The 13,155-nt window shown below is 67.8% G+C and carries 18 protein-coding genes; 10 read left to right on the plus strand and 8 right to left on the minus strand.

Annotated elements, in window-relative coordinates:
• Positions 1–35: 35 nt before the first annotated feature.
• Both EES48_RS14900 and EES48_RS14905 read left to right on the plus strand, forming a co-directional pair.
• The gene (locus tag EES48_RS14900) at positions 36–674 is read left to right on the plus strand and encodes a hypothetical protein (RefSeq protein ID WP_162998139.1); all 639 of its coding nucleotides are present in this window, start codon (positions 36–38) and stop codon (positions 672–674) included.
• Positions 671–1,048, plus strand: a complete 378-nt coding sequence (locus tag EES48_RS14905) for a hypothetical protein (RefSeq protein ID WP_162998140.1) — start codon at positions 671–673, stop codon at positions 1,046–1,048. The genes EES48_RS14900 and EES48_RS14905 overlap by 4 nt, the downstream gene beginning before the upstream one ends.
• A 422-nt stretch (positions 1,049–1,470) precedes the next feature.
• Here EES48_RS14905 and EES48_RS11770 read toward each other — a convergent pair whose 3' ends face one another.
• The 4 genes from EES48_RS11770 to EES48_RS11785 all read right to left on the minus strand — a co-directional run bounded on the left by EES48_RS11770 (position 1,471) and on the right by EES48_RS11785 (position 4,611).
• Positions 1,471–1,854 (minus strand): hypothetical protein, encoded by a 384-nt coding sequence (locus tag EES48_RS11770; RefSeq protein WP_122467118.1) that lies wholly within the window; start codon positions 1,852–1,854, stop codon positions 1,471–1,473.
• 60 nt (positions 1,855–1,914) lie between these two features.
• Positions 1,915–2,421 carry a DUF421 domain-containing protein gene (locus EES48_RS11775; RefSeq protein WP_122467121.1) on the minus strand — a complete coding sequence of 169 codons (507 nt, stop codon included), beginning with the start codon at positions 2,419–2,421 and terminating at the stop codon, positions 1,915–1,917.
• A 31-nt stretch (positions 2,422–2,452) separates the two neighbouring features.
• Positions 2,453–2,935, minus strand: a complete 483-nt coding sequence (locus tag EES48_RS11780; protein WP_122467123.1) for a DUF421 domain-containing protein — start codon at positions 2,933–2,935, stop codon at positions 2,453–2,455.
• A gap of 374 nt (positions 2,936–3,309) precedes the next feature.
• The gene (locus tag EES48_RS11785; RefSeq protein WP_122467571.1) at positions 3,310–4,611 is read right to left on the minus strand and encodes an amidohydrolase; all 1,302 of its coding nucleotides are present in this window, start codon (positions 4,609–4,611) and stop codon (positions 3,310–3,312) included.
• A gap of 115 nt (positions 4,612–4,726) precedes the next feature.
• Between EES48_RS11785 and EES48_RS11790 the strand changes: the two genes are divergently transcribed.
• Genes EES48_RS11790 through EES48_RS11800 form a run of 3 tightly spaced genes read left to right on the plus strand, consistent with a single transcriptional unit; the run spans position 4,727 to position 6,959 of the window.
• Positions 4,727–6,187 carry an amidase gene (locus tag EES48_RS11790; RefSeq protein ID WP_122467126.1) on the plus strand — a complete coding sequence of 487 codons (1,461 nt, stop codon included), beginning with the start codon at positions 4,727–4,729 and terminating at the stop codon, positions 6,185–6,187.
• 34 nt (positions 6,188–6,221) lie between these two features.
• On the plus strand, positions 6,222–6,503 hold the full coding sequence (locus EES48_RS11795; protein WP_122467129.1) for a SemiSWEET family sugar transporter: 282 nt from the start codon (positions 6,222–6,224) through the stop codon (positions 6,501–6,503).
• A gap of 30 nt (positions 6,504–6,533) precedes the next feature.
• Complete coding sequence (locus EES48_RS11800) at positions 6,534–6,959, plus strand: HIT domain-containing protein (protein WP_122467132.1); 426 nt, start codon at positions 6,534–6,536, stop codon at positions 6,957–6,959.
• On the opposite strand, the gene EES48_RS11805 is transcribed toward EES48_RS11800, so the two are convergent.
• Positions 6,943–7,575 (minus strand): hypothetical protein, encoded by a 633-nt coding sequence (locus EES48_RS11805; protein ID WP_162998141.1) that lies wholly within the window; start codon positions 7,573–7,575, stop codon positions 6,943–6,945. The genes EES48_RS11800 and EES48_RS11805 overlap by 17 nt on opposite strands.
• Before the next feature lie 197 nt (positions 7,576–7,772).
• Between EES48_RS11805 and sdhC the strand changes: the two genes are divergently transcribed.
• The 5 genes from sdhC (at position 7,773) to EES48_RS11830 (ending at position 11,617) form a co-directional block, all read left to right on the plus strand.
• On the plus strand, positions 7,773–8,219 hold the full coding sequence (sdhC, locus tag EES48_RS11810; RefSeq protein ID WP_205679452.1) for a succinate dehydrogenase, cytochrome b556 subunit: 447 nt from the start codon (positions 7,773–7,775) through the stop codon (positions 8,217–8,219).
• Positions 8,216–8,617, plus strand: coding sequence for a succinate dehydrogenase, hydrophobic membrane anchor protein (sdhD, locus tag EES48_RS11815; RefSeq protein WP_122467137.1), 402 nt, complete (start codon positions 8,216–8,218; stop codon positions 8,615–8,617). Before sdhC ends, sdhD begins: the two co-directional genes overlap by 4 nt.
• Positions 8,614–10,416, plus strand: a complete 1,803-nt coding sequence (gene sdhA, locus EES48_RS11820) for a succinate dehydrogenase flavoprotein subunit (protein ID WP_122467580.1) — start codon at positions 8,614–8,616, stop codon at positions 10,414–10,416. The genes sdhD and sdhA overlap by 4 nt, the downstream gene beginning before the upstream one ends.
• 2 nt (positions 10,417–10,418) lie before the next feature.
• Positions 10,419–11,216 carry a succinate dehydrogenase iron-sulfur subunit gene (locus EES48_RS11825; RefSeq protein WP_122467139.1) on the plus strand — a complete coding sequence of 266 codons (798 nt, stop codon included), beginning with the start codon at positions 10,419–10,421 and terminating at the stop codon, positions 11,214–11,216.
• Between the two features lie 80 nt (positions 11,217–11,296).
• Complete coding sequence (locus EES48_RS11830) at positions 11,297–11,617, plus strand: 2Fe-2S iron-sulfur cluster-binding protein (RefSeq protein WP_122467142.1); 321 nt, start codon at positions 11,297–11,299, stop codon at positions 11,615–11,617.
• Here the strand turns inward: EES48_RS11830 and EES48_RS11835 are convergent.
• The 3 genes from EES48_RS11835 to EES48_RS11845 are packed head-to-tail and all read right to left on the minus strand — an operon-like array spanning position 11,592 to position 13,145.
• On the minus strand, positions 11,592–12,056 hold the full coding sequence (locus EES48_RS11835; protein ID WP_205679454.1) for a GNAT family N-acetyltransferase: 465 nt from the start codon (positions 12,054–12,056) through the stop codon (positions 11,592–11,594). The genes EES48_RS11830 and EES48_RS11835 overlap by 26 nt on opposite strands.
• Positions 12,053–12,730, minus strand: a complete 678-nt coding sequence (tsaB, locus tag EES48_RS11840) for a tRNA (adenosine(37)-N6)-threonylcarbamoyltransferase complex dimerization subunit type 1 TsaB (protein ID WP_122467144.1) — start codon at positions 12,728–12,730, stop codon at positions 12,053–12,055. The genes EES48_RS11835 and tsaB overlap by 4 nt, the downstream gene beginning before the upstream one ends.
• 28 nt (positions 12,731–12,758) lie before the next feature.
• On the minus strand, positions 12,759–13,145 hold the full coding sequence (locus tag EES48_RS11845; RefSeq protein WP_122467147.1) for a helix-turn-helix domain-containing protein: 387 nt from the start codon (positions 13,143–13,145) through the stop codon (positions 12,759–12,761).
• Positions 13,146–13,155: the final 10 nt, after the last annotated feature.

Consider the following 13,155-nt stretch of genomic DNA (forward strand, 5'->3'; position numbering starts at 1 on the left):
CTTCAAATTTTTCTAAGCTTGATAAGAGGTTTGGTGTGGGGCTTGGAGACGACACTACCGCCGTCGGGCGAAAATTTCTTCTGCCCAAGGAGGAGATCGGTCACCTAGCGATCATCGTGTCGGTGGCGTTGGTCGCATGCGCGATTGCAACATATCTCTCTTGGCCTGCCTTGAGTGCTTTAGTTGGCATATCTAACGCATTGTCGCTGATACTATCGACGTATGGTCTCATCGGCGCATTTGTCGGGTTTTACATTGCCATACGACAAATTGTTCACGCCGGGTCTCTTGCTGAGGTTGCCGCCGATGCTTCGCGGAAAGCGAAATCGCGCTTCGCAGCGTATGATGTAACGTCGGAGGTCGCGCGCGCGACTTCCGCGCTTCGCGAAACGCAGAGGCATCTGTCGGGAGGGAACTGGTCTTATGCTATCGACAGCATGTCTGAGGCTAGAATTTCATTAACGCGCTTAGAAGGACTGCCTTCGAAAATAGACGCGAGCGGCCGAACTCAGATCGCTAGAATGATTGGCGATATCGATAAGTATCTTCGCAGAATTAGAACATCGTTAGTGAAAGATATTGATTTTCCTGAGGTTGCGCCGGCTCAGATCGCAATGTCTGACTATGAAGTTTTCCTTACTAGAATTAGTCTCGTTCTGGAGAAACAAATATGAACGACGTTACGAGTCGTCACCGAAAACTTTCTGAACGTTTGTATGTCAGAACTGAATCAGAACATCAGATCTGGACCACAGGAACGTGGTCAGGAGATTATGAGACATCTGTGGGAAATTATATCGTTTCTATAAAGGCTAACGTTAAGGAGTTTGATGAGGTCGATTATGGAATTGTCATTTCTGACAAGAAACACACAGAGATAGACAGATTTTGGGATGAGGAAATTTCTGAGCCTGATGTCAAACCCTCTGTTGGAGATTTCCGCAACCACTACGCCTTGATGAAGGACTTATACAGAAAGGCCCAACGCCAAACGAGCGGCGCAGACAAGGCGCTCGAGAGTATTTTGAATGAACTTGATGAACTGTAGCGATTAAAGCAGCAAATGTTGCGACGAGTAAATCTGAGTTTTTAAGCGTGTCATCTATCTACCTTTGGGCAACAGACTAGACCGAGTAGCTCGTCATCCTGATGATCGGCCTGAACGGCACTCTGCTGGGCCTCGTTCTGCTCAGTCGATCGTCACCCCCCCCCCGGTACAGAGGCGGTACAACACCACTAGCCCCCCGATCCGCTATTTCCGCGCTGCACTCCCCCACATGGATACCTTCCGCTGGCTCGCCATTGTGCTGTCGACCCTGCTGGGGCTGGGGATGACTCAGATCGTTTTGGGCCATGTGTCGGCGTTCAAGCTTCTGCGCTCGGCGACAATGCGGTGACTGCCGCTGGTGCTGGCGGGCGTCATCCTGTTCGAGTTTAGGAAGTTCTGCTGAGGCCTGGCAGAGCTCTAGCCTAGCCGTCCTCTGCTCGCTCCGCCGCCTCGCCGCCCAGCACCGGCATCACCTCCACGCCGTCGCAGACGAAGTGGGTGATGTGGGGGTGGTGCTCCAGCAGGCGGCACGCGGCCTCGGGGCTGTCGGCGCGGACCACCAGGAAGACGGTCAGCAGATTGACCACGTCCGTCACCGCCCCGCTGTCGTCGATCCGCTTGGTCGGACCCAGCGCCCCGCCGCCATAGACGATGCTGTCGCGGTGGGCGGCCTCCCAGGCGGCGATGGCGTTAAGGCCCGCCTCGTCGCGCCGGACCTGTTCGGCCGGGCTCAGCCCATACCATTCCCGCCACTTCGGCCCCGTCTTGTCCGAGGTGAAGATCGCCAGAAAGTGGGTCACGGCCATGGGCGGGGTCTCCGGGTCCGGCGCCACAACACCGCGTCCGGCGGCGCGCGGCAAGACGGCTCAGCCCGAGCGGGGGATGACGCTGATGTCGCCGTTGCGTTCCAGATGCACGGTCTCGGCGTCCTCGACCTCGGCCAGGCCGCGCGCCCGCAGCGCCATGCGCAGGTCGCCCGGGCCGATGCCGTGGCGGCGCAGGGCCTCCTCGTCCACTGCCCCGTCGATCACCAGCCGCACCGAACGCCCCTTCAGCAGCCGCGACAGGGACGGCCAGCGGGTCACCGCCCAGATCAGGACGGCGTGCAGGGCGATCAGCACGAAGGTGGCCACCACCGTCGGCCAGAACGGCGCGCTGCCGGTCAGGGCCCGGCTGAGGTTCGAGCCGACGATCACCGCCAGGATGATGTCCAGCGCCGTCCACTTGCCGAACGCCCGCGACGCCGCGAACCGCATGATGATCAGGCCGACGACGAAGATGGCCACGGCGCGCAGCGACATCTGCGCCCAGCCGATGTCCTCGCCCTGAACGCCGATCAGGCTGTGAAACGTCTGGGGGTCGAAAGCATCCATGCCCGGTGAACCCCGCCGGGACGGTGAAGGTTCAGCGTCGCAGGATCGCCGTCAGGCTGCCGTCGCTTTCCAGGATCACCACCTCGGCCGCCATGAGGTCACGACCGCCGGCGTCGCGCACGGCGCTCAGCGCCTCGTCCTCGGTGACCCGCTCGCGTTTCAGGGCCGCCTCCACCGGCCGGCCGTCGCGGACCAGCACGGCGGGATCGCCCCGCACCCCGCGCCTGACCCAGGCCCAGCGGATCGACGACCAGGTGACGGCGTACTGCAGCCCGATCAGGGTAGCGAAGGCTACCATCCCCTCGGCCAGGGCCACGTCCTCGTTCAGCAGGATGGTCGCCAGGATCGAGCCCAGCGCCACCGTGACCACCAGATCAAAGGCGTTCAGCTTGGACAGCGTCCGCTTGCCCGACAGCCGCAGGAACACCACCAGCCCGACATAGGCCAGCGCCCCGACCAGCGCCGTGCGCGCCAGCCCGGACCAGCCCTGAAACAGCATCTGCGAAATATCCATGCCCGGCCAACGGGTCAGGGCGCGGATGGGTCCGCCGCGCGCCGAAACCGCGTCAGGCGCGCGCTAATCCCCCATGCGCCCCGCGTCCACGCCCGCGTGGTGGGCTCCGCGCGGGGGCAGCGTCCGATTGTCCGGCTCCCCCGCCCGATGCCCCATGATGGCCGGATGCGCGTCCCGTCCAACCTCATTTCCGAAGCCGCCCGACCCGGGCTGGACCCCCGGCTAGACTCGCGCGCCGGCCGGAGTCCAACGCCAATCGCCGCGCGCCCGGCCGCCATCGCCTTGAAATTCCTCGACATCCCGCCACGCCCACCCTGAGGCGTTGGACTCCTGGACTCATTTTTTATCGGCCGCGATGAGTCCAGCCGGCCGGCTCACTCCCGCTCCAAGAACCGCACCGCCGTCATCACATGGGTGCGCACACCCAGGGGCAGGATCGCCTCGTTGACGTCGAACTCGGGCGAGTGATTGGGCGGAGAGGTCGCCGGATCGACGCCGTCCTTCGAGCCGCCCAGGTGATAGAAGACGCCCGGGATCTCGCCCTGAAAATAGGAGAAGTCCTCGGCCACCGTGGTCGGCGGGCTGGCCGCCTCGACCTGGCCCTCGCCGGCCGCCTCGGTCAGCACCGGGGCCAGCCAGGCCGACAGCTCGGGGTCATTATAGACCAGGGCGGCGTTCTGGCGGACGGTCAGTTCGGCCTCGGCGCCGTGGGCGTGGGCGGTGTCGCGCACGGCCTGCTGGGCGCGGGCGACCAGGGCGTCCCGCTGATCGGTGTCGAAGGTGCGCAGCGTGCCGCTCATCGAGGCCTCGCCGGGGATGATGTTGTAGCGCACGCCCGCGTCGATCGTGGCGATGGTGAAGACCGTCGGGGTGGTGGTCGGATCGATCGTCCGGGCGGTGATGGTGTTGATGGTCTGGATGATGGCGGCGATGGTGGCGCTCAGGTCCACGCCCTTCCACGGCCAGGCGCCGTGGGTCTGGCGGCCGGTCAGGGCGATGTCGACCCGGTCCGACGCCGCCATGAAGCCCTCGGGCCGATAGAAGATCGTGCCCGGCGCGCCCGGCACCACATGCAGGCCGAAGATGGCCTCGACCGCCGGGTCCTTGAGGGCGCCCTCCTGGATCATCAGAGCGGCGCCGCCCAGCGGCTCTCCGGGAGGCGCGCCCTCCTCGGCCGGCTGGAAGATGAAGACCACCGTCCCGGCCAGCTGGTCCTTCATCCCCGCCAGCACGGTCGCCGCCCCCATCAGCATGGCGACATGGGCGTCGTGGCCGCAGGCGTGGGCCACGGGCACGGTCTCGTCCATGTAGGTTCCGGTGGCGGTCGAGGCGAAGGGCAGCCCCGTGGCCTCCTTCACCGGCAGGGCGTCCATGTCGGCCCTCAGGGCCACGACCCGGCCCGGCCGGCCGCCGGTCAGCACCCCGACCACGCCCGTCTTGCCGACCTCGGTCCGGACCTCCATCCCCAGCCCACGCAGATGCTCGGCCACCAGGGCGGCGGTGCGCGTCTCGGCGAAGCCCAGCTCAGGGTTGGCGTGGAGGTCGCGCCGCCATTCGATCACCTGCGGATTGACCGCCTCGGCCGCGGCGGCGACCCGCGTGGCCAGCTCGTCCTGAGTGAAGGCCGGTGTGGCGGCCAGGCTCATCACGGCGGCGGCGATCAGGCGGTGTCTCATGCGGCGGTCCCCTCTGCTGACCGCGATCATGGGCCGGATCGAGCGACCGGCGCAATCCGGGGTGACAGGGCCGGGCGCGCCGCTAGGGTGGGGCGCGACACAGGGGAGGGCTCTCATGACACGACTGAACGGCTGGCTGGCGGCGGCGGGCGCCGCGCTCCTGCTGGGGGCCTGCGCCACGGCGCCGAGCGATCCCACGAACAGCGTCATCGCCTGGGCGCCCGGCGTCTCGACCACCGGCTGGTCGCCTGAGGACGGGCTCAGCGGCATGCCCATCCTGATCAAGGACAATATCGAGACTCGCGACATGCCGACCACGGCCGGATCGCTGGCCCTGATCGACAACGCCCCCGGTCGTGACGCGCCGCTGGTGGCCCGGCTACGCGAAGCCGGGGCGGTGATCGCGGGCAAGGCCAACCTGTCGGAATGGGCCAATATCCGCTCGACCGGCTCGACCAGCGGCTGGAGCGCGGTGGGCGGGCTGACCCGCAATCCGCACGCCCTGGATCGCAACACCTGCGGCTCCTCGGCCGGCAGCGCGGCGGCCGTGGCGGCGGGGATCGTCCCGGCCGCGATCGGCACAGAGACCGACGGCTCCATCACCTGCCCGGCCGCGGCCAACGGCATCGTCGGCTTCAAGCCCACGGTCGGCCTCGTGTCGCGCACCCATGTGGTGCCGATCTCCGAGAGCCAGGACACCGCCGGCCCCATGACCCGCACGGTCCGCGACGCCGCCCTGGTCCTGACCGCCATCGCCGGCGGCGACCCCGCCGACCCCGCCACCGCCGAAGCCGACGCCCGCCGGGTCGACTATGCGGCCGCGCTTGACGCCGGCTCGCTGAGGGGGACGCGGATCGGCGTGCTGCGCTACCTGATGGGCTATTCCGCCCCGACCGACGCCGTCTTCGATCAGGCGCTGGCGGCGCTGCGGGCCCAGGGCGCCGAGATCGTCGAGATCACCGAGGGCGGTCCGGATCGCGGCGCCCTGGGCCAGGCCGAATTCCAGGTGCTGCTGACCGAGTTCAAGGCCGGGCTGAACGCCTATCTGGCTACCACCGACCCGGCCCAGGTCCCGTATCGCAGCTTGGCCGACATCATCGCCTTCAACCGCGGCGAGCCGCGCGAACTGGCGATCTTCGATCAGGACATCTTCGAGATGGCCGAGGCCACCAAGGGTCTCGACGATCCCGAATACCGCGAGGCCCTGGCGACCAGCCGTCGTCTGGCGCGCGAGCAGGGCATCGACACGCTGATGGCCGAGCACCGAGTGACGGTGTTGATCGCGCCAACAGGCGGTCCGGCCTGGCCGACCGATCTGGTCAACGGCGACCATTTCGGCGGCTCGGCCAGCCAGATGGCGGCGGTGGCCGGTTATCCGCACCTGACCGTGCCGATGGGCTTTGTCGGCCCCCTGCCGGTGGGGATCAGCTTCATCGGCGGCCGCTGGGAGGATGCCCGGGTGCTGAGTTACGGCTACGCCTTCGAACAGGCCACCCAAGCCCTCCGCCCGCCGCGCTTCCTCGCCACCGTGGGCGAGGACGAGGCCTACGCCGGAGCGGTAGCCGGGGCCGAGTGAGGAACAAGCGCCAAGCGGCGCTGTTGCCGCGCTCATGAGCCAGATGATCGCCAACGCCTTCGGGGTCGCCGCCGCCGCCTGTTCGGTGACCAGCTTCGCCCCCCAGATGATCAAGATCTGGAAGGAGAAGGACGCCGACGCCATCAGCCTGAAGACCTACTCCCTGACGGTCAGCTGCTTCGCCCTGTGGGTGGTCTATGGGGTGATGAGCGGCGCTTGGCCGGTGACGGTCGCCAACAGTTTGGCGCTGGTGATGTCGGCGGGGGTGCTGGCCATGAAGTGGCGCTTCTCGCGCGGCGGCCGCCGGGCCGCTTGACCGCAGGCGATCAGCGCGCGACGCGGGGGCATGACCTTCGCGCTCGATCCCGCCTTCGAAGCTGGCTCCGTGGCGGCAGCCGACTGGCCGCTCAGCCACGTGCGGCTGCAGGACGACGGGCGCTTCCCCTGGCTGATCCTGATCCCGCGCCTAGCGGGGCTGGTTGAGATCGACGACCTTGCCGCGTCCAACCGGGTGCGGCTGCTAGAGGAGGCGGTGGCCGCAGGGCGGCTGGCGCGGGCTCTGGGTCAGGCTATCGACCGGCCGATCGACAAGCTGAACACGGCCGCCATCGGCAACGTCACCTCACAGCTGCATCTGCATGTGGTCGGGCGCCGGCGCGACGATGGCCTGTGGCCCGATCCGGTCTGGGGCCGACCGGGCGCGCGGCCGTGGCCGCAGGCCGAGCGACGGCGCCTTCTCGACCTGATCGCGGGGTTCAGCCCGCCGGTCTGAGCGTCAGGGGCGTCTCGGCGCCGTCCCGTTCCAGTCGCGCCGTCACGCCGTCGACGCCGCGCCGGATCGACAGGGCGGCGCCGTCCTCCAGACCGGCCCTCACCGCGCCATCGACGGCGCGCACCCCGAGCACCACCCCGGTCCGACCGGGCGTGGCCGCCGGCGCGGTCAGGTCGCGCCAGGCGCCTTCGATACGCGGCCCGTCGCCGGGATCGCGCAGGTCCAGCTCCATCACGGCCCGCCCCGAGGCATCCGACGCCAGCCAGCGGCCGTCCAGGGAGCCCATCATGCCGTCGGCGCGCAGTTCATGTTCGGCCACGGCCTGGTCGTAGGCGACGTCGGCGCTGGCCGGAGGATGCTCGTACTGGCTGCGATAGTCCCCAACGGCCACGGGAATGATCAGCGGCGGGCGCGGGCCGGTCCATTTGGCGTCCCCCTGATCGGCCTCCAGGCCGAAATCCGACGGCGCTTCGAAAGGCCTGACCGGCGGCGGGGCGTAAAGCTCGGCGCCGCCGGAGGCTTCCGCATAGGGCGTTGGGCCCTGTTGCGCCAGAACGGGTCCGGCCATCAGCCCGACGCCGGCGATCACGGTGAGTGTGAGTCGAACACGGGTCATGGAGGACAGCCTAACAAGCCAGCCCTGACGCGCAACCACGGCGCCGAAAGACCACGCCGCCGGCCAATCCTCGCCATTTGCTGCGCGGCAAGGCCGCTTCGACCCGGCCTTCGTTGACACCGCCGCCCGGCCGTCCGTAAAGCCTGATCACCTATTGTCTCGCCCTGAATTCAAAGGGCTTTCTGAGAACCGTTCGCATGTCGCAAGCCGCCGATGCGAAGGACGACCAGACCGGTCGCTTCGCCGTTCCGGGCAAGCCGCGCCCCCTGTCGCCGCATCTGCAGGTGTGGCGCTGGCATGTCACCATGCTGGCCTCGATCCTGTTCCGGGTGACCATCGGCGCCGTCAGCGTCGGCGCCCTGATCGTGCTGGGGTGGCTGGCGGCCCTGGCCTTCGGGCCCGAGGCCTACACCGGCTTTCTGACGGTCGCCGCCTCGCCGTTCGGCCTGTTCATCGGCTTCGGCCTGACGGTGGTGCTGTTCTCCTTCATCCTCAACGGCGCGCGGCACGAGACCAACGACCTGGGCGTTGGGCTGAGCCTCAAGACGGCCAACACCCTGGCCAGCCTCTGCGTCTGGGGGCCGGTGGTTCTGGCTGTCCTCTTCTGGGCTGCCCTGTTCGCGACCGGGAGGGCTGTGCTGTGAGTGAGCCCAGGTTCAAGAACCGCGTGAAGGTCTCCGAGCGCCACGGCTCCGGCGAATGGAAGATCGAGCGTATCGCCCTGGCCATTCTGGTCGTGCTGGGCCTGTGGGTCGCGGCCAGCGCCTTCACCCTGGCCGGTTCCGGTTACGACGGCGCGATGGACTGGTTCGCCAACCCCCTGAACGCGGTGCTGGCCGGCCTGACCCTGGTGGTCTTCTTCGGCTACATCTCGATCGCCTGGAAGGTGATCATCGAGGACTATATCCACCGCGCCGGGAACAAGGCGCTGCTGCTGGGTCTGGTCAACATTGTCTGCCTTTTGGCCACCGCGGCCGGGGTCTTCTTCATCGTGCGGCTGGCGCTGGGCTCCGCGCCGCTGCCGGCCGGGCTAGGGTTCTGATGGCTTACGCGTTCGTCGATCACGAATATGATGTCGTCGTCGTCGGCGCCGGCGGCGCCGGCCTGCGCGCGGCGCTGGGCGCGGCGCACGAGGGGCTGAAGGTCGCCTGCGTCACCAAGGTCTTCCCGACACGTTCGCACACCGTGGCGGCCCAGGGCGGCATCTCGGCCGCGCTCGGCAACATGGGCGAGGACGACTGGCGCTGGCACATGTTCGACACCGTCAAGGGGTCGGACTGGCTGGGCGATCAGGACTCCATCGAATACCTGTGCCGCAACGCCCCCAAGGCGGTCTACGAGCTCGAGCACTGGGGCGTGCCCTTCTCGCGCACCGATGAGGGCAAGATCTATCAGCGCGCCTTTGGCGGCATGACCAAGAACTTCGGCGAAGGCCCGGTGCAGCGCACCTGCGCCGCCGCCGACCGCACCGGCCACGCCATCCTGCACACCCTGTACGGTCAGTCGGTGCGCAGGAACGTCGAGTTCTTCATCGAGTATTTCGCGCTCGACCTGATCATGCAGGAGCAGGGCTCGGGCCCGCCGGTCTGCACCGGCGTCACGGCCTGGAAGCTGGACGACGGCACCCTGCACCGGTTCCGCGCCAAGATGGTGGTGCTAGCCACCGGCGGCTATGGCCGCGCCTATTTCTCGGCCACCTCGGCCCACACCTGCACCGGCGACGGCAACGCCATGGTGCTGCGCGCCGGCCTGCCGCTGCAGGACATGGAGTTCGTGCAGTTCCACCCCACCGGCATCTACGGCGCCGGCTGCCTGATCACCGAAGGCGTGCGTGGCGAGGGCGGCTATCTGACCAATTCCGAGGGCGAGCGGTTCATGGAGCGCTATGCCCCGACCGTGAAGGACCTGGCCCCGCGCGACATGGTCAGCCGATCCATGACCATCGAGATCCGTGAAGGGCGAGGCGTGGGCCCGAACAAGGACCACATCTTCCTGCACCTGGATCACCTCGACCCCAAGATCATCCACCAGCGCCTGCCGGGCATTTCCGAGAGCGCCCGCATCTTCGCCGGGGTGGATGTCACCAAGGAGCCGATCCCGGTCCTGCCGACGGTCCACTACAACATGGGCGGCATCCCCACGAACTATCATGGCGAGGTGCTCACCAAGGTCGGCGACGACCCCGACGCCGTGGTGCCGGGCCTGATGGCGGTGGGCGAGGCGGCCTGCGTCTCGGTGCACGGGGCCAACCGCCTGGGCTCCAATTCGCTGATCGACCTGGTGGTGTTCGGCCGCGCCGCCGGCCTGCGCTGCGGCGAAGTGGTGGACAAGGCGGCGGCCGTGCCCGACGCACCGGCCACGGCCACCGACGCGCATCTGGCGCGGCTGGACCGCTTCCGCCACGCCTCGGGCTCGACCCCGACCGCCGAACTGCGTCTGGACATGCAGAAGGCCATGCAGGAGGACGCCGCCGTCTTCCGCACCGGCGAGACCCTGCAGAAGGGCGTCGATCGCCTCCACGACATCTTCGCCAAGGGCAAGGACATTCAGACCACCGACCGGGGCATGATCTGGAACACCGACCTGGTCGAGACGCTGGAATACGACAACCTGATCGGTCAGGCCGTGGTCACCATCGAAGGCGCCCTGAACCGCACCGAGAGCCGCGGCGCCCATGCGCGGGAAGATTATCCCGACCGCGACGACGCCAACTGGATGAAACACACCCTGGCGTGGCTGGACGAGGACAAGGGTCGGTCGAAAATCGATTACCGCCCCGTTCACAGCTACACCATGAGCGAGGACGTGGATTACATCCCGCCCAAGGAACGGAAGTACTGAGCATGGTTCAGCTCACCCTCCCCAAGGGCTCCAAGCCCGCCCAAGGCAAGGTCCACAAGGCCCCGGCCGGCGCCCAGAACGTCAAGACCTACAAGGTCTATCGCTATGACCCGACGACCGACGAGAGCCCGCGCTGGGACGTCTATGAGGTCTCGGCCGACGATCACGGCCCGATGCTGCTGGACGCCCTGATCCACATCAAGAACACCATCGACCCGACCCTGGCGTTCCGGCGCTCGTGCCGCGAGGGCATCTGCGGCTCCTGCTCGATGACCATCGACGGCCGCAACACCCTGGCCTGCACCAAGGGCTGGGACGAGTGCTCGTCGTCCAACATCACCATCTCCCCCCTGCCGCATCAGCCGGTGGTGCGCGACCTGGTGACCGACCTGTCGCTGTTCTACGCCCAGTACGACTCCATTCAGCCCTGGCTCCAGTCCGACGAGCCGGACCCGGAGAAGGAGCGGCTGCAAAGCCCCGAGGACCGCGAGAAGCTGGACGGGCTTTACGAGTGCATCCTGTGCGCCTGCTGCTCGACCTCCTGCCCCAGCTACTGGTGGAACCAGGAGACCTATCTGGGCCCGGCGGCGCTGCTTCAGTCCTATCGCTGGATCGCCGACAGTCGCGACGACGCCACCCAGGACCGGCTGGACGACCTCGAGGACCCTTTCAAGCTCTATCGCTGCCACACCATCATGAACTGCGCCCAGGTGTGCCCGAAGGGATTGAACCCGGCCAAGGCGATCGCCGAGACCAAGAAGCTGATGGTCGCCCCCAGCCGCAAGAAATCGGCGGCGTGATTTAACGTGCCCCAACGCTTCTCTACTTGAGGGCTGACGCTCAGTTTCTTCGCCCTACCGCTTCGCTACTTGAGGGCTCAATGGCCAAGATCACCTACATCGAGCACGACGGGCGCGAGCATGTCGTGGACGTCAAGCCCGGCCTGTCGGTGATGGAAGGGGCGATCCGCAACAATGTCCCCGGCATCGACGCCGACTGCGGCGGCGCCTGCGCCTGCGCCACCTGTCATGTCTATGTCGACGAGGCCTGGCGCGAGGCCACGGGCGGGCAGTCGGCCATGGAGGAATCCATGCTGGATTTCGCCGAGGAGGTGCAGCCGAACAGCCGGCTGTCGTGCCAGATCCGCGTGAGCGACGCCCTGGACGGCCTGGTCGTCAGGCTGCCGGAGAACCAGCACTAGCGGTCGGCGGGACCAGGTCGAGGGCCAGCACCAGGGCGTCGACCCGGCGGCCGTCCGCCCGGCCGTAGTAGCGCGCCCGCCGTCCGGCCTCGACGAAACCGAGGCTGTCGTACAGGCCTCGCGCGGCGGTGTTGTCGACCGCCACCTCCAGCAGCACGCGAACAGCGCCGGCGCCCGCCACTTCGGCCAGAGCCTGCTCGACCAGGGCGCGGGCCAGGCCCTGACGACGCGCTCCTGGATCGACCGCCAGCGTCAGGATTTCGGCCTCGTCCGCCGCGACCCGAACCGCGACGAACCCCTGCTCGCGGAGGCCGAAGCGGATGCCGGGCGTGGTCAGCAGGCTGGCGAACTCCGGGGTCGTCCAAGGCCGCTCGCCGACCTCGGCAAAGGCGGCGCGGTGAAGGTTGGCCAGCGTCTCCGCCGTCTCCAGGATGCTCACCGGGGCGCGCCGTCGCGCAGCGGTCGCGGCTGGCCCGGCTTGCGGGTCGGCACGGCGGCGTCGGGTGCGCGCAGATAGACCGGTCGCGCTGTCGCCTGCGCCCCGGCCGCACGTGTGAGACGGGCGAGTGCTTCAGCGGTGGGGGCAGGCAGGGGATGGAGGTCGAACTCGCCAGGGTGAAATCCTTCGGCCAGCACCGTCGCGCCGGATCCGACCACGGTGACGCGGCCCCTGCGGCTGAGGTCGCGGATCAGGGCCTGGGCGTCGGGGATTGTCAGGGCTCGGCCCTCGCCCTGAGCGACGCCGTCCAAGAAGGCGCGGGCATAGACCTGGCCCCGGCGGGCGTCGATCGCGGCCAGCACCGGGCCATCGCCCCGGATTGAAGCGGCCAGGGCGTCGAGCGTCGACAGGCCGATCACCGGGCGATCCAGCGCCATGCCCAGTCCCTCGCCGAAGGCCAGGCCGACCCTCAAGCCGGTGAACGAGCCGGGTCCGACAGTGACGCCGATACGGTCGATGGCGCCGGCCTCGGCCATGACGTCGCGGGCCAGACCACCCAGGCGTTCCTGATGGCCCCGATCCATCGTTTCCGAGCGCACCAGAAGCGGGCGGTCGTCCTCGAAGGCCGCAACCGTGCAGGCGCCGAGCGCCGTATCGATCACCAGAACCTTCATCGACGCGCCCACGGGCTTGCGGCGGCGGTCAGCGTGTGGCCAGGGCCTCGACCACACGGGACAGGCAGCGCCTCAGATCGGCGTCCGCGATGGCGGGGAAGGCCAGGGCCATCGCGCGTCCCTCGGGCAGGGTGGTCAGGCCCCGCAGATCGGCAAGCCAGTCCTCGCCCAGTTCCAGGTCGGTCTTCGACGGCAGGAAGTCGGCCGGCGTGGCGCGCAAGGTCGCCGCTATGCCGTAGAGGCGTGACGCCGAAACCCGGTTCTCGCCGCGCTCGTACTTCTGAATCTGCTGGAAGCTGATGCCGACGCCGCGCGCCAGGTCCGATTGCGTCAGCCCGAGGGCCTGGCGCCTCAGGGCGATGCGGGCGCCCACCGCCCGGTCGATCGCGTTTTCGTCCACAATGGTCACCCTCATCCGTATTCCG

This window comes from Brevundimonas lutea (assembly GCF_003704105.1).
Classification (GTDB): Bacteria; Pseudomonadota; Alphaproteobacteria; order Caulobacterales; family Caulobacteraceae; genus Brevundimonas; species Brevundimonas lutea.